Annotated in this window: 18 protein-coding genes and 1 pseudogene; 10 read left to right on the top strand and 9 right to left on the bottom strand. The window is 64.7% G+C overall.

The genetic code is table 11. The features are described 5' to 3' along the window. From QA600_RS13865 to phnE (QA600_RS13845), 5 genes are all read left to right on the top strand, one after another. Positions 1-693 carry a hypothetical protein gene (locus tag QA600_RS13865; protein ID WP_278292536.1) on the top strand — a complete coding sequence of 231 codons (693 nt, stop codon included), beginning with the start codon at positions 1-3 and terminating at the stop codon, positions 691-693. A gap of 110 nt (positions 694-803) precedes the next feature. After that, positions 804-1,922 carry a phosphate/phosphite/phosphonate ABC transporter substrate-binding protein gene (phnD, locus tag QA600_RS13860; RefSeq protein ID WP_278292535.1) on the top strand — a complete coding sequence of 373 codons (1,119 nt, stop codon included), beginning with the start codon at positions 804-806 and terminating at the stop codon, positions 1,920-1,922. Positions 1,923-1,958: 36 nt separating this feature from the next. Beyond that, positions 1,959-2,792 (top strand): phosphonate ABC transporter ATP-binding protein, encoded by an 834-nt coding sequence (gene phnC, locus QA600_RS13855; RefSeq protein ID WP_278292533.1) that lies wholly within the window; start codon positions 1,959-1,961, stop codon positions 2,790-2,792. 32 nt (positions 2,793-2,824) lie between these two features. After that, on the top strand, positions 2,825-3,649 hold the full coding sequence (phnE, locus tag QA600_RS13850) for a phosphonate ABC transporter, permease protein PhnE (RefSeq protein ID WP_278292532.1): 825 nt from the start codon (positions 2,825-2,827) through the stop codon (positions 3,647-3,649). After that, positions 3,649-4,446 (top strand): phosphonate ABC transporter, permease protein PhnE, encoded by a 798-nt coding sequence (gene phnE / locus QA600_RS13845; protein ID WP_278292531.1) that lies wholly within the window; start codon positions 3,649-3,651, stop codon positions 4,444-4,446. The genes phnE (QA600_RS13850) and phnE (QA600_RS13845) overlap by 1 nt, the downstream gene beginning before the upstream one ends. A gap of 469 nt (positions 4,447-4,915) precedes the next feature. Here phnE (QA600_RS13845) and QA600_RS13840 read toward each other — a convergent pair whose 3' ends face one another. From QA600_RS13840 to QA600_RS13810, 7 genes are all read right to left on the bottom strand, one after another. Further along, positions 4,916-5,857 (bottom strand): glycerophosphodiester phosphodiesterase, encoded by a 942-nt coding sequence (locus QA600_RS13840; RefSeq protein ID WP_278292530.1) that lies wholly within the window; start codon positions 5,855-5,857, stop codon positions 4,916-4,918. Positions 5,858-6,487: 630 nt separating this feature from the next. Next, positions 6,488-6,892 carry a hypothetical protein gene (locus QA600_RS13835; protein ID WP_278292529.1) on the bottom strand — a complete coding sequence of 135 codons (405 nt, stop codon included), beginning with the start codon at positions 6,890-6,892 and terminating at the stop codon, positions 6,488-6,490. Positions 6,893-6,937: 45 nt separating this feature from the next. Beyond that, positions 6,938-7,279: a CBS domain-containing protein gene (locus QA600_RS13830; protein WP_278292607.1), complete on the bottom strand. Its 342-nt coding sequence runs from the start codon at positions 7,277-7,279 to the stop codon at positions 6,938-6,940. Between the two features lie 90 nt (positions 7,280-7,369). Further along, positions 7,370-8,257: a DMT family transporter gene (locus QA600_RS13825; protein ID WP_278292528.1), complete on the bottom strand. Its 888-nt coding sequence runs from the start codon at positions 8,255-8,257 to the stop codon at positions 7,370-7,372. A 92-nt stretch (positions 8,258-8,349) separates the two neighbouring features. Further along, positions 8,350-8,511, bottom strand: a complete 162-nt coding sequence (locus QA600_RS13820; RefSeq protein WP_278292527.1) for a hypothetical protein — start codon at positions 8,509-8,511, stop codon at positions 8,350-8,352. Positions 8,512-8,751: 240 nt separating this feature from the next. Beyond that, positions 8,752-9,003: a cupin gene (locus QA600_RS13815; protein ID WP_278292526.1), complete on the bottom strand. Its 252-nt coding sequence runs from the start codon at positions 9,001-9,003 to the stop codon at positions 8,752-8,754. 116 nt (positions 9,004-9,119) lie between these two features. Beyond that, entirely contained in the window at positions 9,120-9,479 is a 360-nt protein-coding gene (locus QA600_RS13810; protein WP_278292525.1) for a hypothetical protein, read from the bottom strand. 192 nt (positions 9,480-9,671) lie between these two features. Between QA600_RS13810 and QA600_RS13805 the strand changes: the two genes are divergently transcribed. The 3 genes and pseudogenes from QA600_RS13805 to QA600_RS13795 all read left to right on the top strand — a co-directional run bounded on the left by QA600_RS13805 (position 9,672) and on the right by QA600_RS13795 (position 12,650). Then, entirely contained in the window at positions 9,672-10,118 is a 447-nt protein-coding gene (locus QA600_RS13805) for a hypothetical protein (protein WP_278292524.1), read from the top strand. A gap of 92 nt (positions 10,119-10,210) precedes the next feature. After that, on the top strand, positions 10,211-11,011 hold the full coding sequence (locus QA600_RS13800) for a hypothetical protein (protein ID WP_278292523.1): 801 nt from the start codon (positions 10,211-10,213) through the stop codon (positions 11,009-11,011). Between the two features lie 308 nt (positions 11,012-11,319). Beyond that, a pseudogene (locus QA600_RS13795) lies at positions 11,320-12,650 on the top strand (MFS transporter). On the opposite strand, the gene QA600_RS13790 reads toward QA600_RS13795, so the two are convergent. Continuing rightward, entirely contained in the window at positions 12,647-12,871 is a 225-nt protein-coding gene (locus QA600_RS13790; protein ID WP_278292522.1) for a hypothetical protein, read from the bottom strand. The pseudogene QA600_RS13795 and the gene QA600_RS13790 overlap by 4 nt on opposite strands. Positions 12,872-13,142: 271 nt before the next feature. Between QA600_RS13790 and QA600_RS13785 the strand changes: the two genes are divergently transcribed. Continuing rightward, on the top strand, positions 13,143-13,658 hold the full coding sequence (locus tag QA600_RS13785; RefSeq protein ID WP_278292521.1) for a hypothetical protein: 516 nt from the start codon (positions 13,143-13,145) through the stop codon (positions 13,656-13,658). A gap of 52 nt (positions 13,659-13,710) precedes the next feature. On the opposite strand, the gene nasA is transcribed toward QA600_RS13785, so the two are convergent. Next, positions 13,711-15,822 carry an assimilatory nitrate reductase NasA gene (gene nasA / locus QA600_RS13780; RefSeq protein ID WP_278292520.1) on the bottom strand — a complete coding sequence of 704 codons (2,112 nt, stop codon included), beginning with the start codon at positions 15,820-15,822 and terminating at the stop codon, positions 13,711-13,713. 754 nt (positions 15,823-16,576) lie between these two features. On the opposite strand from nasA, the gene QA600_RS13775 reads away from it, so the two are divergent. Then, positions 16,577-18,832, top strand: a complete 2,256-nt coding sequence (locus QA600_RS13775; protein WP_278292519.1) for an NADP-dependent malic enzyme — start codon at positions 16,577-16,579, stop codon at positions 18,830-18,832. Positions 18,833-19,396: the final 564 nt, after the last annotated feature.

The raw sequence follows: 19,396 nt of genomic DNA, 5'->3' as shown, positions 1-19,396 counted from the left end.
ATGCTCTTCGGACGCAACGAGGACGACCCGACACCCGGACTCGAGTGGGACCGGGACGGTCCCTGGCTGGACCACACCGGGCGGTCCGTCCGGACGACGGTCGATTACGAGGGCGAAACGTACGTCTGTCGCCGCACGACGTCGGCCGACGGCGACTGGTCGATCGCGTACGGTACTCCGGGAAGAGACGGTCAGTCCCGAGGGTTTCTGTTCCGGGAGGGGTCCCTCGAGTGGACGACGCCCCTCGAGCACCCGACGCTCGGGCTCGTCGCCGACGACGGGACGGTCCTGATCCTCGAAGGCGGAGCTGCCGACCAACTGGACGGCACCGTTCGCGTGCTCGGTGCCGACGGCAAATCGCGTTTCGTCCGGGAGTTCGACGCGAACGTCTCCGACGTCGACCTCTCCGCAGACGGTCGGATCGCGGTCGTTCGAACGAAGTCGCCCGACGATACGACGTACCTGATCGACGTCCCGGACGGGTCGGTTCGACTGACCCATACGAGCACGTGGGCCAGCCCCAGCCACGCTCGACTCTACTCGAGCGACGAGGGGTGGGTCGTCTACCTGAGCCAGTCCCTCGAGAAGAAACCCCTGTACGCGATCGATCCAGACGGTGATCTCGTCTGGGAGGGACGATCGTACCGGCAGATGAAGCCGCTGAGCGCCCGGCTCAAGTCTCGGCTATCGTAGTAGTGGATCCGTCGATCGGCCGGTCGACACCGTTTCCAAAGCGCGCCTCTACCCATTACGACTTTTAAACCGGCAACTATAAATATCAGGTTTATCAATACCATTTCGCAATGGCTCGAGAGAACATACCGTGCTGTAGCATCTGCCGGCGGGACCTGCTGGCGGGGGCCGGGGTTGCGGCGACGGGTGCACTGGCTGGTTGTGTGAGCGAAGACGAGGACGAGGGAATTCCGGACGACGCCGACGAGGACTTCCCGGAGTGGGACCCCGAAAGTCCCGAGTTCCCACAGCGGATGTCGACGCTGATGGACTACGACAACGGCACCGTCGAGGACATTCAGGGCTTCGAGGAGCGCGACGAGCCGGTGTACGGCGATCCAGTCCAGGAGACGCCCGAGGACGAGGACGAACTGATCGATCCGGACACCCTTCTATTCGCGATGACTCCGACGGAGGATCCGGCTGCCTACGAGGGGATGTTCGACCCCCTCATCGAGAACATCGAGGAGGAGACCGGCCGGGACGTCGAGAACAACCTGGTCGAGAACTACGCGGCACAAGTCGAGGCGATGCGCAGCGAACAGCTCCACATCGCCGGGTTCTCGACAGGCCCGCTCCCGTTCGCCGTCAACCTCGCGGGGGCCGTCCCGTTCGCGATCCAGGTCTCCGAGGAGGATGCCGGCTACTTCCTCTGGGCGATTACCCACATGAGCAACACCGACATCAACTCCGTCGAGGACTTCGAGGGTCGAAACGGCGCACACGGCGACCCCTCCTCGAACTCCGGAAACCTGATGCCGCGGGCGATCTTCGAGGACCAGTTCGGCGTCGAGCCCGACGAGGACTACGACGTCGAACACATCGGCAGCCACGAGAACCTCATCCTGTCGGTGTACCACCAGGACCACGAGGTCGCCCCCGTCTGTAGCTACTGCGTGACCCGCGTCGCCGACCGCGGCGACGTCGACCCGGACGATATCAAGGTCGTCTGGCAGAGCGATCCGATCGTCACCACCGGGTTCTCCTACCGGCACAACCTCCCGCCGGACATCCAGGAGGGAATCGAGCGAGCGTTCCTCGAGTACGACTACTCGGACACGGAACTCGCGGAGGAGTTCGACGGACGCGGCCAGTTCACCGAGATCGATTACGCGACCCACTGGCACGACATCCTGGTTACTCACGAGGCCAACGATGTGGACCTGACCGATCCGGGCGAGATCGACTAACAGAGCGGCGACCACTCTCGAAATTTACTTCAATTCATGCTTACGATAACTGACCTCGAAAAAGTCTATCCGACCGGCGACAAGGCGCTGCAGGGGGTCTCGATGGAGGTCGACGGGAACGAAGTCGTCTCTATCATCGGCCCCAGCGGCGCGGGAAAGAGTACGCTCATCAAGTGCGTCAACCGACTCACCGAGCCGACATCCGGTTCGATCGTTCTTGACGGCGAGGAGCTCACGACGCTCTCAAAGAAGGAGCTCCGAAAGACCCGACGCGACATGGGAATGATCTTCCAGGAGTTCAACCTCATCGAACGCCTCACCGTGATGGAAAACGTGCTCTCGGGTCGACTGGGGTACATGGGCAGCTGGGACGCGTTTCGGCGCAACTTCGACGACGAAGACGTCCAGAACGCCTACGAGATCCTCGACCGGGTCGGCGTCGGCGGAATGGAGAACAAGCGCGTCGACGAACTCTCCGGCGGCCAGCGCCAGCGCGTCGGGATCGCTCGAGCGATCCTGCAGCGTCCGAAAATCCTGCTCGTGGACGAACCCACCAGCGCCCTGGACCCGGAGACGTCGTTCGAGGTCATGGAGATGCTCACCGAAATTGCCAGGGAGGAGGATATTCCGGTGTTGATCAACATCCACGAGGTCGAACTGGCCCTTGACTACACCGATAGAATCGTCGGACTGACCGACGGGGAGGTCGTGTTCAACGGAACCCCGGCGGAGCTCGACGAGAACGCACGAGATACGATCTACCGATCGGGCAAGTCCCGCGAGGAAACGGGGACCGAGAGCCAGCCCCAGTCACAGAACGAGTCGGCCTCGAGCGGGATCAGCGACGCAAGCAAGGAGAAGTCGTTCTAACATGATCGGATCGCACGACTGCGGTGAGATCGATGGGTAGTGCGGACCCAGAGCGCTCCGGCGGCTACCCCTCGAGCTGGGAGCGACCGACGGTGTTCTACAGCAAGAACATCAAGTACCTCGTCTACGGCGCGATCGGGCTGTTCGTGCTCTGGAGTGCCTGGGAGCTACGTCCCAGTCCCGCCCGCCTGATCGGCGGTGCGGACGCCGCGACGAGCCTCTTGGCGACGATGTTCCCGCCGGATTTCACCCCTGAAGCACGGGGGCGAATCTGGACCGGGATGGTCGAGAGCATTGCAATGTCGATCGTCGCGACGGCGATCGGCGTCGTGATTAGTATCCCGATCGCCGTCATGGCTGCCGAGAACCTCGTCCCGCGGCCGGTGTACTACGTCGGGCGCGCGCTGGTCTCGATCTCGCGCTCGCTTCACGAGCTGGTGCTGGCGATTGTCGCCGTCGTCGCCGTCGGCCTCGGCCCGCTCGCGGGCGTTATTGCCCTCGTGATCGCGACGCCGGGCTTCTTTGCGAAGCTGCTGGCCGAGGAACTCGAGGATATCGACGAGGGACAGGCCGACGCGATCCGCGCGCTCGGCGGGAGTCCCGTGCAGGTCCTGTTGTACGGTGTCGCACCACAGGTAATTCCGCGGATGATCGGTCTGATCATCTACCGCTGGGACATTAACATCCGGGCGAGTACGATCGTCGGCATCGTTGGCGCCGGCGGGATCGGCGTCACCCTGCTGAACTCCTTTGACCGGTACGAGTACGACTTCAGTCTCGCGATCATCCTCGCGATCATCGCCGTCGTCATGTTCGGCGAGATCCTGAGCGCGGTCGCTCGACGGAGGGTCCAGTAATGTCGTACGAAGGATCCACCACGTGGCGGAAACACGACGGTCGAGCGCGCGCGCTTCGGTATCTCGCGATCGTCGTCGCGATCGCGATCACGGCGCTGTCCTGGCGCGCGCTCGACATTCAGTACACGTTCGTCGTCGACGCGCCGCGGAACCTCGGCGACCTGCTGCTCCGGATGTACCCCCCGAACCTCGCCTACGGCGCGGAGATCCTCCCGCCACTGGTCGAGACCATCAACATCGCGATCCTGGGAACCGGGTTGGCGATCCTGATCTCCCTGCCGATCGCTTACATCGGTGCCGAGAACACGACGCCGAACGCCGTCACCTACGCGCTCGGCAAGTTCCTCATCGTAGGGACTCGCTCGGTGAACGTTATCATCTGGGCACTGTTTTTCGTCGTGATCTTCGGTACCGGCGCGCTCTCGGGCGTGCTGGCCGTCGCGTTCCGCTCGATCGGCTTCGTCTCGAAGCTGATCGCGGAGGGGATCGAAGAGATCGACGCCGGACAGGTCGAAGCCATCCGTGCGATGGGGGGCTCGCCGCTTGACGTCGTCGTCTACGGGATCGTCCCGCAGATCAAACCGGCGTTCGTCGGCGTCGCGACCTACCGCTGGGACATCAACGTCCGCGAGGCGACGGTGATCGGCTTCGTCGGCGCCGGCGGGATCGGCGTCTACCTCGACACGGCGATCAACTTCTTCCAGTGGTCGAACGTCCTCACGATCCTGATCGCGATCCTCGGCATCGTGATCGTCAGCGAGGTCGTCTCGGCCTACCTGCGAAAGAAGGTGAGCTAACCCCCGCATCGGTCGTTTCTCTCGGCTCGAGTCCCGCTCGAGAGCCTGGCCGTGCGAACGGAACGCCGGACTCGAGCCACTACCAAATTATCAATCAGTAGTAAAGTTTTATTTATGATGCTATGCTGTTCAGCTGGGAATATCGGTAGTGCCTACTCGCGTAGCTCTCGTGGCCGCATAACGGACGCACTCGGTCGTCCGTGGCCCAAAAATGCTCTTTCTCGATCTCGGTGGTCTCCCTCGGAGCGTATCCAGAACGACCCTCGGGTGAAACGGGGTTTGAGTCCCTGTGGGGACTACAAAGAGCCAGCAAAGCCGATCTGAGCGGCTTGCACGCGGGCACCAGGATTGCGTCGATCGAAGCCCTAGCCGATCAGATAGAAATTGTGTTCACTCCGATACTAGAGATGTTGTGCGGCATCTCTTCCGAATCAGGGCCGGCTCGAGTCCAACCGAGCGGCTACCGAACCTAGCTCTGTAGTCCACCCCACCTGACGATTTCGGAGTAGTCGAGGAACAGCCCGTCGACGCCGGCCTCGATCAGCTGTTCGACTTCGTACCAGGTGTTGATCGTCCAGACGTTGACCGGGAGGTCGCGAGCGTGTGCCTCGGCGACGATGTCGATCTCCTCGTAGGCCTCGTCGTCGAAAAACGGCGTCCCGTAGACCATATCCAGCGGTGGGTTGACTCCCTCGGCGTCGTACTTGTCGGTGACGTCGAGCCCCTCCTGGATAGAGTCGTAGAGCAGGTACGCCGCCGGAACGCCGGGATCGATGTCGCGAACCGTCGCGAGCGCACCCTCCCAGAACGTCGACAAGAGGAGTTCGTTGTCGTAGTCGGTCGCGACATCGACGACCGTCTCGAGCCACTCCCACTCCTCGCGTTCGGCTTCGGGGTCGTCGACCCGACCGAACTCGACGTCGGCCGATCCCTCCTTGATGTCGATGTTCACGCCGACGTTGGACGGGATCGCCTCCATCGCCTCGGTCAGCGAGGGGACGGTCTGACCGCTCTCGAGCACTTCGGCCGCGAGCACCTCGCTGGCGGGCGTCTCGTACAGTACCCCCTCAGTATCGGTCAGATCGCCGAGCTCCGTGTCGTGGAAGACGGCGATCTCTCCGTCGCACGTCGGGAAGACGTCGAGTTCGATCCAGTCGGCGCCGCGCCGATCCGCCGCGTCGTTCGAGCCGCCCTGAACCGACTGCTCGAACGCGGCGACGGTGTTCTCCGGGTACGTATCGGCGAACCCCCGGTGGGCGATCACCGTCGCTCGATCCTTCCGGTCGTCGCGTCCGGCCTCGTCCGCTGCTCGTGCGCTGACGCTTCCCGATGCGGCGGCTGCGCCGACCGCTGCCGCACCCGTTCCGGCCAGAAACCGCCGCCTGTTTAGCATACTTGGATTCTCTTGCATACCGTTACCCGTACAACAGAATTAATAATAATAATTTTCATAGGAAAGACATAAAAGCCAGATACTTTATTGCTTTCTATATACACTAACTCTACGGCAGGCATGATAGTTCGTAGGTGATCTGAACACGAGAACTCGTTGGAACGTTCGGCACACGCAGCTACTGCTCTCGAGGACGAAATCGGACACCTGCGTTTCCGCCGCGGTGTAGTTCCAACACAGTTTGGAATGAGCGTTTTTACGACTCCGCTCTTACCCGTAATCGGCAGGACGCCAACCCCCCACTCCACCCACCAATCACCTACCCACCCATCACCCACCGATGGCCACCCTGCCAGCCGAACGACTTCAGTACGTCGTTCACTTGCACCCACCCTACAACGCGACGTCCCACCCCACGTCGCGTGCTTCCCCTGTCGTCTGCCGGAGTCGCGTTCCCCAGCGCGATTCCCGCTCCGTTCCACACCTTTTGGAATACACGTTCCGACCACGGAGAAACAGCGCAAAAGCCCGCGACTTCGGTCGCGGGAGGACCCCGACGTGTGTTCGTCGAGACGATACAACAGCAGTGTCTTCCGACTTCGAACGTGACGGACCGGCTTTCGCGGCCACGATCCAGTTTCCACCGCGTCACGACCGAGCGGGATCGACCTCGAGTGCGGCCGCGAGGATCGCCGTCTGGACGGTGCGGAGATCCGCGTCCCGAACCGTCGCCGCCGCGCGGAACCGCTCTCGGGCGTTCGCAGTTCGGTCGGGGGCGGCGGCGAGCCGGAGGAGATCGAAAGCGTCGGGCTCGAGTCGTCCGGCCGCGTCGAACTCGGCTGCGTCGTACAGTTCGGGGAACCGGGCGAGGACGTCGGCGACGATCTCGTCGGTCGCCTCGGCGCCGGGATCGCCCGCCGGAATCGGTGCCGTCGTCTCCGCGAAGTAGTCCTCGAGGTCGAGGACCCCGGCGGACTCGTAGGCGGCCTCGGAGAGCGCGTCGGCGACGGGCCGACTGACGTACACGCCGAGGAGAGAGAACTGCTCCATCATGGCCCTGCTTCGAGGCCCAGCATACAATAGGTATCGCTCGGTCGCTCAGGAGAGCTGTGCGGTCACGTCGGTCGAGGAGATCATGCCGACGTAGTCGCTGCCGTCGACGACCGGGAGGTGGGTGATTCCCAGCCCGGTCATCATGGCGGCGATCTCCTCGAGGTAGAGATCCGGCGGCACGGTCTCGACGGATTCGGTCATCACCGCGTCGACGTCGATCGTCGTCGGATCGTGGCCCTCCGCAGCGGCCGCGACCAGATCGGTGCTCGTCACGATCGAGGGCGGATCGGTCCGGACGACCAGCGCGCTGATCTCGTTGTCGCGCATCGTCGTTGCGGCCTCGGTCAGCGTCGCGTCCTTCGAGACGGTCTCGAGCGGCGTCGACATTACGTCCCGGACCTGTGTCCTGCTCTCAGTGTCCATACCTCCGTTACGAACCGATCCCGTATTGGTGTTGTGACCGATGCGCATCTTGCGTCACTCGCGCTCGAGGAGGACGACCCCGAGCAGTATCAGGGCACCCCCGGCGAGCGTCGCCGCCGTGACGGGTTCGGCGAAGAGCGCGGCGCCGAGTGCGACCGTGACGGGGGGCTCGACCGTACTGATGATCCCCGCGCGACTCGCGCCGACGTACTTGATGCCGGCGAAGAAGGTAACCACCGGCAGCGCCGTCGCGACCACGGCGATACACAGCAGAATCAGCCACGCCGACGGCGCCGTCGGAACCGCGAACTCGCCGGTAGCGGTGCCGATCGCGAGGAACGTTCCGCCTGCGGCGGGGAGCACGTAGGCGGTCAACACCAGCGGATCGACCCTGTCGAGCAGCGCCCGGGAGACCGTGATGTAGACCGCGTAGGCCATCGCGGCGCCGAGAACGATGGCGACGCCGATCAGCGAGGCGCCGTCGGGGTCTGCCCCCGTCACGAGGACGACCCCGCCGAGGGCCAGACAGAGCGCAACGAGCATCACGGGTGTCGCGCGCTCGCCGATGGCCGCGATCGCGAGCACGACAACGAACGCCGGATACGTGTACAGCACGATCGCGACGAGTCCCGCCGTCATGTACTCGAGGCCCAGAAAATAGAGCCCGCTCTGGGTCGCGTAGCCGAACGCGCCGAGCCCGAGCGCGATCGCCAGCGTTCGTCCGCGAAGCACCGTCAGCCGTCCCTGTACCGCGAGCAACGCCCAGACGAGGACCGCCGCGAGCAGGAAGCGAAACGTGAGCACCGTCGGGATCGAGAGTGCGGCCTCCTGGGCGTAGAGTCCGAAGATACCGAGCGTTCCGAATCCCACTGCAGAGACGACGACCAGAAGAATTCCGAGCCGATCGCGGGTCGGCGTCGGCCACTCGTAGACGGTGCCCATATCGGGGCCGTCTCAGGACACCTTCATAGAAATTGCTATTAGATTCGGACCGCCGGCGCTCGCATAGACCGACGACCGACCCGTGCCGAGGATCAGACAGTGAACACAGCCGTCGAGTCGCGCTCCTCGTCGGCACCGGTGAGTTCCGCCGAGCTCAGACAGTGAACGCAGCCCTCGAGGTAGCCGTCGTTGTCGCCGAAGACGCGGACGAAGTTCGCCGAGATCGGGTTGTCGCAGTTGTGGCAGGTTGGCATCTCAAATCACGTTGTATGCTATCAATGCACACGATACGACTTAACAGTATCGGCGTCCGTCAGTATCGCGGCTCGTTCGACGCGCGGGTCACACCAGTAGTCGGGACAGTCGGTCAACAGGAACGGACCAGCGTGTTTTCGGGACGGCTACGTCTCGAGCGTTTCCTCGAAAAAGACGACCTGCTCGTCCCCGTTCACCCACGCGTCGTGTTCCGGCGGGATCAGCGCGACGTCTCCTTGCTACAAGGTCTCGCGGGTTCCGTCGTCCATCTCGACGGTCATGCACCCGGCGAGCACGTAGTGACGATGCGGGCTCGGACAGTGATCCGCCCCCAGTTCGGGGGTGTTGTCCCTCGAGAACCGCCACCCGGGTTCGACCGTCGACCGCCAGAGCGTTCGCCCTCCCAGTTTGACACGCTCGGCCCAACCGTTGTCGAACCCGAACGTCTCGTCGAGACCGTCGAACGATTTGACTGCGAATTTGCTAACCATGACATATGGTGGCATGATCTCGTCGATAACTGTTTTTTATCCGGCGGAACGATCCGACGTCGGTCGTTCGCGGACCGGCTCTCGCGGAAATTCGATTGGGAGCTGCCGGACGTCGCCTACGCGTCGCCGTTGATCGAGACGTCCGATACCGTCACCGAGACGTTCTCGAGCGAGATATCGACCGAACAGATCTCGTAGGTTCGGTCGTCGACGTCGACGGTGACGCCGTCGCTCTGGATGCCGACCGAGTCGAGGTCGTACGTTCGCTCGTCGATCTCGTAGGACGGAAGCCCGTCTGCGGAGAGCTCGAGACCGTCGAGCTCGACGTGTTCGTCCTCAAGCGAGGCGTCGATACTACCGACCTGAGTCACGTCGTCGGTGGCGCTATTGCCGCCAGCGACTGCACCCGCCGAGAGCAACCCGATCGCGAGCACCGCCACGAGACCGATAACGCCGAACCGCGTCGTCGTTCGCATACTATTCCACAGAACGGAGACGGTTACAATGAAACTGTCTACTTGAGTGCCGGTTGGGCAGGTTCCCCGAGCGGTCGACCCGCTCGGCGAACCGCCCAGAGTCACGGTTGTCGTCGAGCGACAGCCGAGGGATTCCCGACTATCTGGGAATCGGAACGAACCGTTATTATTCCGCCGGACGTACGAAGACCGATGAATTCTCGCAGAGCGTTCGTCGCGACCGTCTGCACGACCACGTGTCTCGCCGGATGTCTCGGAGACGACGAGAACGAAGCGGACACGTCCGGCGACGAGGCGGACGACGACGAGACAGGGTACGAAACCCGTCTCGACGAGCGCGAGGAGTACGATCTCGTCGATCGAACGGGGGAGGAAACGGTCGAAATCGCCGTCGCTCCGGACGGCGAGGCACGGTTCGAACCGGATTCCGTCGAAGTCGACGAGATGGCAGAGGTCACGTGGACGTGGAGTGAAATCGGCTACGAGATATACCCGATCGACACGCCCGATCCCTGCGGGTGGTCGGGCGACGACCACGGAACGAGCCACTCGTGGGAGTTCCCGTTCGTCGGTAAGTACGAGATCGGCTGTACGACGCCCGATGGAACGGAGTTCGAGGGCGTCATGTTCGTCGTCTAGCGCCTCACGTGCTTGGCCTCGAGCCGGCGTCGCGTGGCCGTCGGCCCGCTCGAGCAGTCAGCTATTTCCCTCGACCGTCACGAGAGTGGTGTATGGACGACGACGGGAAACAGGCCACGTTCGGCTCCGAAGGGGAGCTTCGAACCGACAGCGACGCGGATCGTACCGAGGACGAGGAGACTGGTCCCGAGCACAACGACTTCGGCGAGGAACGCGGCGACAACGAGACGAGATCGGGCGCGAACCGCTACGACGTCTCGAGCCTGCTCCAGAAGGCGGTGCGGCGCTCGGACGAGGAGGTCGCGGCGTGGGCCGCCTGGGAGCTGGCTCGATCGGGGTTCGCCTGGAACTTCTGGGACCGGATCAACCTCTACGTCGTCGAGGATCTCCGAGCGGGCCACGAGGTCGCGTTACTGATCGCTCGCTACGAGGAACTGGCCCGCGAGCGCTGGTCGGAAAGTTCCTGGGAGGGGCGGCTCTGTGCGGTCCACGCCGCGCTGGCGGCCGCCCGGGCGCCCTCGAGCCGGGAGGCCTCCCACGCCGACGACTACTTCGGCGAGCTCTCGGCCGAGCGTGCGGCTGCCCGCGAGGAGGGTCGAGAGCCACGGTACGACCACCCCGTCGACGAACTAGAGCCCGGCGGGCGCTACGACGTCGCGTTCGACCAGCACACCTACGAGGGGAAAGCTCTGGGTCGGGACGGTCGGTTCTTCCGGACCCACGGCGCTCGTGTCGGTCCCGAGGGCGAGCCCGAACTGAGCCGGCAGTGGCGCCTGCAGAGCATGCAACTCGAGGATCGGAAGTACACCGAGGCGGAGCTGGCTCGAGCCGTCGAGCCCGTCGATCCTGACGACAGGTGGGGAACCGACGACGAGGGGACGGACGGCGACTGAGTCGGACGATCGACGAGGGCTGCCGATCGACCCCGACCGCAGCCGTTTCGCTTCCAGTATTGAAATACGATCTCCAACTTTTCGGCGAACGTCGAACCTATAGGGACATATATACTGATTGCTGGTCGCCGGTGGCGATTCGATTGTTTGGTTTAGGCAATAAGTACGTTTATACAGTGTGGTCCGCCCAGATAGGGCAGACACGTGAGTATGAACGTCATCCTTGTGCCGGATTTAGAACCGAATTGTGAACCTAACTGTGGTAGAGGCGAGCGAACGTCTGCAGCCGTGCTTGGGGGTGAGCACCCGTGATCCACGGCAAGTGGAAGAACCTCCTGCTGGCGACGGCGATGTTCAACCTGGGGTTCGTTATCTGGTTCTCGTTCGCGCCGTTTACCGGCGGGATCGCCGACGAGTTCGGCCTCTCGGTCGCCCAGCTGGGGCTCGTCTCGAGCGCCGCCGTGATCGCCGTTCCGGTCGGCCGGATCCTGATCGGACCGCTGACCGACAAGTACGGCGCGCCGGTGACCGCCAGCGTGACGCTGGTGGTCGTCGGGATGTTCTCGGTTATCAGCGCGTTCGCGACGACCTACGAGGTGTTCACCGCCTCCGGGTGATCGCCTCGCTGGCGGGCATCACGTTCGTCATCGGCATCCAGCACGTCGCCGAGTGGTTCGAGGAGGAGAACCTGGGACTGGCCGAGGGCGTCTTCGCCGGGATCGGCAACGCCGGTGCAGGTCTGGGCGCGTACTTCACCCTTCCGCGGATCTTCGGCGAGGGGTACGCGGACCCGCTGTTCGCGACGAACTGGCGAGCCGCGTTCTTCTACACCGGCGTGCTCGCGGTCGTCCTCGGCGTCGTCTACTACGTCTTCGGCGACGCCGCAAAGAGCGATGCCAAGCGCCAGGCGACCAGGGAGAAAGCGAGTTTCAGACAGTTCCTCTACGTCGACACGCGCCACGGCGCGGTCGTGCTCGCGGCGGCGTACGTGATGACCTTCGGCCTCGAGGTCGCGATGAACGGCTGGCTGGGCACGTACTACCGCGAGGGGTTCGGGCAGGGTGACATCGTCATCGCGGCCACGTTCGCGGCGACGTTCTCGATCGCGGCCGGCCTGCTCCGGCCGCTCGGGGGCTACACCAGCGACGTCGTCGCGCGCCGGGAACGCGACATTCTGCCGTGGTTCGAGGGCCGCTACCGCGAGCAGTGGACGTTCGCGACGCTCATGTTCGTCGTCGTCGCGATGGTCGGGATGACCGTCGCCGGCCTCTCCGGAAGCATCTACCTCGCGGTCGCCGCCGGCTTCCTCGTCGGCGTTGGCTGTGCGTTCTCCGAGGGGGCGATCTTCGCGCAGGTGCCCGCGATGTTTCCCAACAGCTCCAACAGCTCCGGCAGCGTCGCCGGCGTCGTCGGCGGGATCGGGACGATCGGCGGCACCGTCTACCCGCTCGTGTTCGCCGCACCGTTCCTCCCGAACCTCCACCTCGGCTACGCCGTCGTCGCCGTCACGATGCTTCCGATCGTCGCGCTCGCCGCGTGGGTGTTCCAGCCCGCCGTCGCCGAGCGCGCGACCGAGGACGGCTGGCTCGTCGCCGCCGAGCCGTCCGCGGACGGAGCCGTCGCCTCAAGTGACGATTAGGAATTTACGGGTTCCGAGTCGGCGGACTCGCGCGGAAGCTCGTCCCGTTTCGAGAGGTAGACCGGAACGACCACGAGCCCGGCAGCCGGGACGAGAACGCCGTAGAAGTAGACGAACGGATTCTTGGCGTTCAGGCGCTTCGCGTCGAAGTAGACGAGGATTGCGACCGGGACCTGAAGAACGATCAGCGCGGCGACGAGGACTCCGGCGAACCCTGGCATACGGGATCGTTCGACTCGAGTGGAATAGAGTCTACCGGCCGTCTATCGCACGATCACAGCGTCAGTACGCGAACTCGACCGTCAGTCCGCATCGAGGGAACCGAGGCCGGAGGAGGGAAGCCGGAAGCGATATCGCGACTTCTCGACGTCGAACTCCGGCGTTCCCGTCGAACGCTCGAGCCGCTCCCGGGGGCGACAGCCGTGCGGGGACGCGTCTCGATACCCGTCGACCGTAACCGACGTAACCGCGCGGGCCGTCAGTGGACGTCGTATGCAAGATTCCAACTCGGACGGGCCGCTCGCCGACCACCCGGCGACGGAGATCCAGGTCGTCGTCGTCGACCCCGACGACGTCGTCGAGGCGTTCGAGCGAAACCGCGTGGAGGATAACTTCCGACGAACGCACGTACTTCGGCTCGTCCCGCCCTTCGAGGAGGAACAGCGCGCGGAGCCGTACGCCCAGGACGGCCCCAAGCGCTACCCGCCCGATCGCGATCCGGAACCGCTCCACCTCGATCCCGCGACGTTCGTTCGCAACGAGGCGGGAGTCCACCCGAACGAGACGCACCTGACCGCCCCGTCGCGGGAGGAGGCTCGAGCGACCGCCCGCGACGACCGCGGGGACGACGTGACCGAGGCCATCGTTGACGAGTACCACGAGGCGGCCCTCGAGGAGTGGAAGCGGGAGCTGCGGAACTCGTTCGTCGACGCGATCCGAATCCACTTCGACGACGGCACCGCCGAGGAGATCTGGACCGAGGCCAGGTACGAAGCAATCGAGGACTGATCCGTCGCCGAACCCGCCGTCCGAACGGAACTGTCCGTCGCCACGTCGATCCTCAGGCGCCCGCCTCGACGACGGCCTCGAGCTCCCGGTCGCGGAGCGGAGCGAGCCGAACCGCACACTGCTTGAAGTTCGGCTCCCTCGAGCGCGGGTCGACCGCGGGGAGCGTGAGGTCGTTGACGTCGGGGTGGTGGATCGGCAGCCAGACGACGCCGTCGGGGATCGACTCATCGGCCTCGACGCGGACGGTGATCGACGCCCGCCTCGAGACGACGCGTCCGTACCTGCTGTCCGTACCCTGCTCGAGATCGTCCGCGACAGCGACGGCCGTCGCCGGGCTCACGCGCGCGGTCGGCGGGTCGTCCTCGCGGGTCCGAACGCCGGTGTTGTACGCGTCGGGCCGGCGCGCGGTCGTCAGCGTGAACGGGTAGTCGTCGTCGGTCGGTTCGGGTAGCGGTTCGGCCTGCGCGTCCGAGAAGCGAGCGCGGCCCGACGGCGTCGGAAACGACCATGTCTCCGTTTCGTCGTCTTCCGTTTCTGTTCCCGTCCTTTCGTAGTACCGATACCCGCCTGCAGCGTCGGGCTCCGGCGCGGGCCACCGCACCGCCAGCTCGGCGTCGAGACGGTCGTAGGAGAGCCCCGAGAGATCCGCGGGAGTGCCCTCGGTTATCGCCGCGAGCTCCTCGAAGACGGGTTCCGGTTCCGGCGGGTCGTCGAACAGCCCCGGCGCGAGTCGATCGGCCAGCGCGGCGATCAGCTCGAGGTCGGTTCTGACGCCCGAGGGCGTCTCGGTCGCGGACCGGACCCGCGAAACGGTCCGCTCCATGTTGGTCGCCGTTCCCTCGGACTCTCCCCAGGTCGCCGCCGGCAGGACGACGTCGGCGTGCTCGACGGTCTCGCTGCGGAAGGCGTCCTGGACGACGAGGAACGTGTCCTCGAGGCGCTCGCGGACGGTCGTCGCGTCGGGCATCCCCGCGACGGGGTTCGTCGCGACGGCGTAGACGGCGTCGACCTCCTCGTGGACGGCGTCGACGATCCCGACCGGACCCGGACCGGGGTCAGCAGGCAACAGCGACGCCGGAACGCCCCAGGTCTCCGCGACGAGCTCGCGGGCCGCGGGATCGTCGAACGATCGCTGTCCGGGCCAGGTTCCCTTCGAGGAACAGACCCGAGTCCCCATCGAGTTCGCTTGCCCAGTCAGCGAGAACGGCCCCGAGCCCGGCCGGAGGTTTCCCGTCGCCAGACAGAGATCGATCAGCGCGCCCGCAGCGTCGGTGCCGTTGATACTTTGATTGATCCCCATCCCCCAGTAGACGAGGGTTCGGTTCCCGAGCGCTGCAGCGAGTCGGTCGACGTCGGCCATCGAGACGCCCGCGCGCTCGGCCGCTCGAGTGGGAGTCGGCAACCCCTCGCGAAGCTCGGCGAACCTCTCGGTAGCCTCGGCGACGAACGCCTCGTCGACCCGGTCGGTCTCGACGATTCGGGCCAGGACCGCACGGGCCAGCGCGAGGTCGCCGCCGGGCTCGAGCGGAACGCGGTGGTCGGCGACCTCGGCGGTCTCGCTGTCGATCGGATCGACGACGAGCAGCTCCGAATCCTCGGCGTCGGCCGACTGATTGATCCACCGGAACAACACGGGGTGGGCCGCGGCCGGGTTCGCCCCCCAGACGAGGTGGGTCTCGGCCTCGGGGACGTCGTCGTAGGTCGGCGGCGGCGCGTCGCTGCCGAACGCGTCGTAGTAGGCGGTCACCGCCGAGGCCATACACAGCGTCGTGTTGGCGTCGTAGTACCGGGTGCCGATCCCGCCGCGGGCGAGCTTGCCGAGCGCGTAGGCGGCCTCGTTGGTCTGTTGGCCGCTGCCGAGCACCGCGACGCGGTCGCGGCCCCCCTCGAGGGCGATGTCGAGCCCCTCCGCGGCCCGCTCGAGGGCGGTCTCCCAGGTGGTCGCCACGAGCTCGCCGTCGCGGCGAACCAGCGGGCGGGTCAGCCACTCGCCGTCGGGATCGGCGCTCTCGCTGATCCCGCGCTGGCAGGCGAGCCCGTTCGACACCGGGTGGGCCGCGTCGCCGCGGACGCTCTCGAGACCGTACCCCCGGTCGACGGCCTGCTGGACGTGGCCGCAGCCGACCGCACACCGCATACAGGTCGTCGGCACCAGCTCGGTCACCGATATCCCCTCCGCTCGAGATGACATCCGACAGGTTCACAAACGACACCTGATTCCGAGCGTTGTGCAACTACCTCGAAGTAACCCATTAGGTTGAGCGACGGATCGGTTCTACTAAACACTAATCGTTTACATACGGCGAAAATTCGGTAGAGAGCCGTATTCGCCGTCGGTATAGAGACGGATACGAACAATATAAGGTCGGAAGCGCGCACCGCCGGTTCCAGCCGGAGGACCGGTTGCTCGCGCCAGGAAGCCGTGTTCGAGGAAGTCGCTTACCGATCGACCACGACCGCTTGGCCGCGCCCGGGGTAGCACAGGCCAAACCAGCGGTCGGTAAATTGTCCCTTCGAAGGCCAGCATAGGTGTGTGTAAATAGTTCAATACTAGTGGTTGTCCGAAGGTCACGCCTCTCTCGAGCTAACGTCGACAATCGATTCGCTTTCTCTTGTGGAAACCCGATTACACTCTATAATTGGTCGTCGTATCCGGTATTCCGATCAGTGGGTTCGTGCGGGATCGGTGCCATCGAACGAGTGTCCTGTTCCTGATTCCGATACAATGATGTGTAAATATGGGCAACATCCACCATTCACAGACGAGGATCGATACGGATCGAATCGATCACTCCCGCTCTCGTTGTCGCCACTACAGGTGTGTTGAATGACCACATACACGTCGTATTCGCCGACAGCCGTCGAGCGGCGAGGCAATCAACCGTACGTTTTTGTTGCTCTACGGGAAACGACTGCGCATGTCACTAGAGGACGACTCGCTCGAGTACCACGAGGCCGATCCGCCCGGCAAGATCGCCGTCGAGACGACCAAACCAACCAACACCCAGCGGGAGCTGAGCCTGGCGTACTCGCCCGGGGTCGCCGGCCCGTGTCGCGCGATCGCCGACGATCCCGACGACACCTATCGCTACACCGCCCGCGGGAACCTGGTCGGCGTCGTCTCGAACGGCTCCGCAGTGCTGGGGCTGGGCGATATCGGTCCCGAGGCCTCGAAACCCGTTATGGAAGGAAAAGGCGTCCTGTTCAAACGGTTCGCCGATATCGACGTCTTCGACCTCGAGCTCGAGCACGACGATCCCGATGCCTTCATCGAGTCGGTCGCGGGGATGGGGCCGACGTTCGGCGGGATCAATCTCGAGGACATCAAGGCGCCGGAGTGTTTCACGATCGAGCAGCGCCTGCGCGAGCGGATGGATATCCCGGTCTTTCACGACGACCAGCACGGTACGGCGATCATCAGCGGTGCGGCGCTGTTGAACGCCACGGAGATCGCCGGCAAGGACCTCGAGGAGCTCGAGGTGGCGTTCGCGGGCGCCGGCGCGGCGGCGATTGCGACCGCCCGATTCTACGTCTCGCTCGGCGTTCGGCGCGACAACATCACGATGGCCGATATCGACGGCATCCTCACGACCGAGCGCGCGGAGTCGGGCGACCTCGATCCCCACAGCCGGGAGTTCGCTCGCGACGTGCCCGCGGGCGGCGTCGCCGAGGCGATGGAAGGCGCCGACGTCTTCGTCGGGCTCTCGGCGGGCGGGATCGTCGACGCGAAGATGGTGCGATCGATGGCCGCCGATCCGATCATCTTCGCGATGGCCAACCCCGATCCCGAGATCGACTACGAGACGGCGAAGTCCGCCCGCGACGACACGGTCATCATGGCCACCGGGCGCTCGGACTACCCCAATCAGGTTAACAACGTGCTCGGCTTCCCCTTTATCTTCCGGGGCGCGCTCGACGCTCGGGCGACCGAGATCAACGAGCCGATGAAGGTCGCCGCGGCCGAGGCGCTGGCGGCACTCGCCCGCGAGGACGTCCCCGACAGCGTGCGGGAGGCCTACGGCGACCAGCCGCTGCAGTTCGGCCCCGAGTACATTCTCCCAAAGCCGATGGACCCTCGCGTGCTGTTCGAGCTCGCGCCCGCGGTCGCCGAGGCCGCGATGGAATCGGGGGCTGCCCGCGTCGACCGCGAGCGCGAGCCCTACGTCGAGGAGCTCGAGGCCCGGCTGGGCAAGTCCCGAGAGATGACCCGGATCGTCCGGAACAAGGCCAAAAGCGACCCCAAGCGGATCGCGCTTGCGGAGGGTCACAACGAGAAGATCATCCGCGCGGCCTACCAGCTCGAGGAGCGAGGCCTGGCCGAGCCGGTGTTGATCGGCGACGAGGCCGAGATCGACCACACCGCGGCGAACCTCGGCCTCGCGTTCGATCCCGAAGTCGTCGATCCCGACGACGGGACGAACGGCGAGTACGCCGAGGCCCTCTACGAGCAGCGAAAGCGCAAGGGCGTCACCCGGCGCGAGGCGTCCGAACTCGTCGGCGACAGCAACTACTTCGCCTCGGTGATGGTCCAGCGGGGTGACGTCGACGGGATGCTGACGGGGCTGACCAACCACTACCCGTCTGCGCTGCGCCCGCCCCTGCAGGTGATCGGCACCGCCGACGACGTCGAGTACGCCGCGGGGGTCTACATGCTTACATTCAAGAACCGCGTCGTCTTCCTCGCTGACGCGACGGTCAACCAGGATCCCGACGAGGAGACGCTCGCGGAGGTAACCCAACACGCCGCCGACATCGCCAGGCGGTTCGACGTCGAGCCCCGCGCCGCCCTGCTGTCGTACTCCGACTTTGGCAGCGTCGACAACCAGGGCACCCGGAAACCGCGGCAGGCGGCCCGGAAGCTTCGCGAAGATCCGGCGATCGACTTCCCGGTCGACGGCGAGATGCAAGCCGACACGGCCGTCGTCGAGGACCTCCTCGAGGGAACCTTCGAGTTCTCCGACCTCGAGAAGCCGGCGAACGTGCTCGTCCTGCCGAACCTCGAGGCGGGCAACATCGCCTACAAGCTGCTCCAGCGCCTGGGCGGCGCCGAGGCGGTCGGCCCGATGCTCGCCGGAATGGATCGGCCGGTCCACGTCCTCCAGCGCGAGGACGACGTCAGGGATATCGTGAACCTGGCGGCGGTCGCGACGGTCGACGCACAAGAAGAGGAGTAGAATCACGACGAGGCCGGTCCGTTCGACGCTGATCGACTTCGATGCCTCGCAGCAGAGGGGGCGCCCGTGCTGCGTTTTATGCGGACAACCTCTTTTGGGATACGCGTTTGGAATATTCGGACGGAGGTTCGAATGAGTGCGGGGACTTCGGCGGCACGCTATACCGATGGCGCCGTCTACGGTCTTGACCGACGGGTCGGAAATTCGTCGTGGGCGGGGATAGCAGAAGTGTGTCTATCCGTCAGCCACGGAGCGGACTCGAACTGTTTACGACCATATGGGTGTAATCTATCTTCTCTGTGTTCGGACGGTCGACTTCCTCACGCACACCCATCAACCTCGGAATCGGGCGCTAAGATAGTCGAGCCGGATGTTCTAACCGTTTCGAATACGTAGGTGTGACCAACTGTCCGACTATTTCGGACGGCTAGCAACACGCTCGAAGGATTCGTTTCGTGGAGTCGCCTGTTTCGGCTCGCCGGTCGCCCTACCGTTCGTTCGAGACGGTTATATCGGTCTCATTCGTGTTCGATCGGGAGTGACGACGAAATCGTCCGAAATATC

This window comes from Natronococcus sp. A-GB1, assembly GCF_029688845.1.
Lineage (GTDB): Archaea > Halobacteriota > Halobacteria > Halobacteriales > Natrialbaceae > Natronococcus.
Note: the sequence above shows the minus strand (reverse complement) of the source record. Positions and strands in the feature narration are given on the sequence as shown.

What these genes read in the sequence shown, in the direction of transcription:
- QA600_RS13840 (WP_278292530.1), bottom strand. Translation starts at nt 5,857, where the DNA reads ATGCAAGAGAATCCAAGTATGCTAAACAGGCGGCGGTTTCTGGCCGGA.
- phnE (WP_278292531.1), top strand. Translation starts at nt 3,649, where the DNA reads ATGTCGTACGAAGGATCCACCACGTGGCGGAAACACGACGGTCGAGCG.
- QA600_RS13820 (WP_278292527.1), bottom strand. Translation starts at nt 8,511, where the DNA reads ATGCCAACCTGCCACAACTGCGACAACCCGATCTCGGCGAACTTCGTC.
- phnD (WP_278292535.1), top strand. Translation starts at nt 804, where the DNA reads ATGGCTCGAGAGAACATACCGTGCTGTAGCATCTGCCGGCGGGACCTG.
- QA600_RS13815 (WP_278292526.1), bottom strand. Translation starts at nt 9,003, where the DNA reads ATGGTTAGCAAATTCGCAGTCAAATCGTTCGACGGTCTCGACGAGACG.
- phnC (WP_278292533.1), top strand. Translation starts at nt 1,959, where the DNA reads ATGCTTACGATAACTGACCTCGAAAAAGTCTATCCGACCGGCGACAAG.
- QA600_RS13775 (WP_278292519.1), top strand. Translation starts at nt 16,577, where the DNA reads ATGTCACTAGAGGACGACTCGCTCGAGTACCACGAGGCCGATCCGCCC.
- QA600_RS13810 (WP_278292525.1), bottom strand. Translation starts at nt 9,479, where the DNA reads ATGCGAACGACGACGCGGTTCGGCGTTATCGGTCTCGTGGCGGTGCTC.
- phnE (WP_278292532.1), top strand. Translation starts at nt 2,825, where the DNA reads ATGGGTAGTGCGGACCCAGAGCGCTCCGGCGGCTACCCCTCGAGCTGG.
- QA600_RS13835 (WP_278292529.1), bottom strand. Translation starts at nt 6,892, where the DNA reads ATGATGGAGCAGTTCTCTCTCCTCGGCGTGTACGTCAGTCGGCCCGTC.
- QA600_RS13865 (WP_278292536.1), top strand. Translation starts at nt 1, where the DNA reads ATGCTCTTCGGACGCAACGAGGACGACCCGACACCCGGACTCGAGTGG.
- QA600_RS13825 (WP_278292528.1), bottom strand. Translation starts at nt 8,257, where the DNA reads ATGGGCACCGTCTACGAGTGGCCGACGCCGACCCGCGATCGGCTCGGA.
- QA600_RS13800 (WP_278292523.1), top strand. Translation starts at nt 10,211, where the DNA reads ATGGACGACGACGGGAAACAGGCCACGTTCGGCTCCGAAGGGGAGCTT.
- QA600_RS13830 (WP_278292607.1), bottom strand. Translation starts at nt 7,279, where the DNA reads ATGTCGACGCCGCTCGAGACCGTCTCGAAGGACGCGACGCTGACCGAG.
- QA600_RS13785 (WP_278292521.1), top strand. Translation starts at nt 13,143, where the DNA reads ATGCAAGATTCCAACTCGGACGGGCCGCTCGCCGACCACCCGGCGACG.
- QA600_RS13790 (WP_278292522.1), bottom strand. Translation starts at nt 12,871, where the DNA reads ATGCCAGGGTTCGCCGGAGTCCTCGTCGCCGCGCTGATCGTTCTTCAG.
- QA600_RS13805 (WP_278292524.1), top strand. Translation starts at nt 9,672, where the DNA reads ATGAATTCTCGCAGAGCGTTCGTCGCGACCGTCTGCACGACCACGTGT.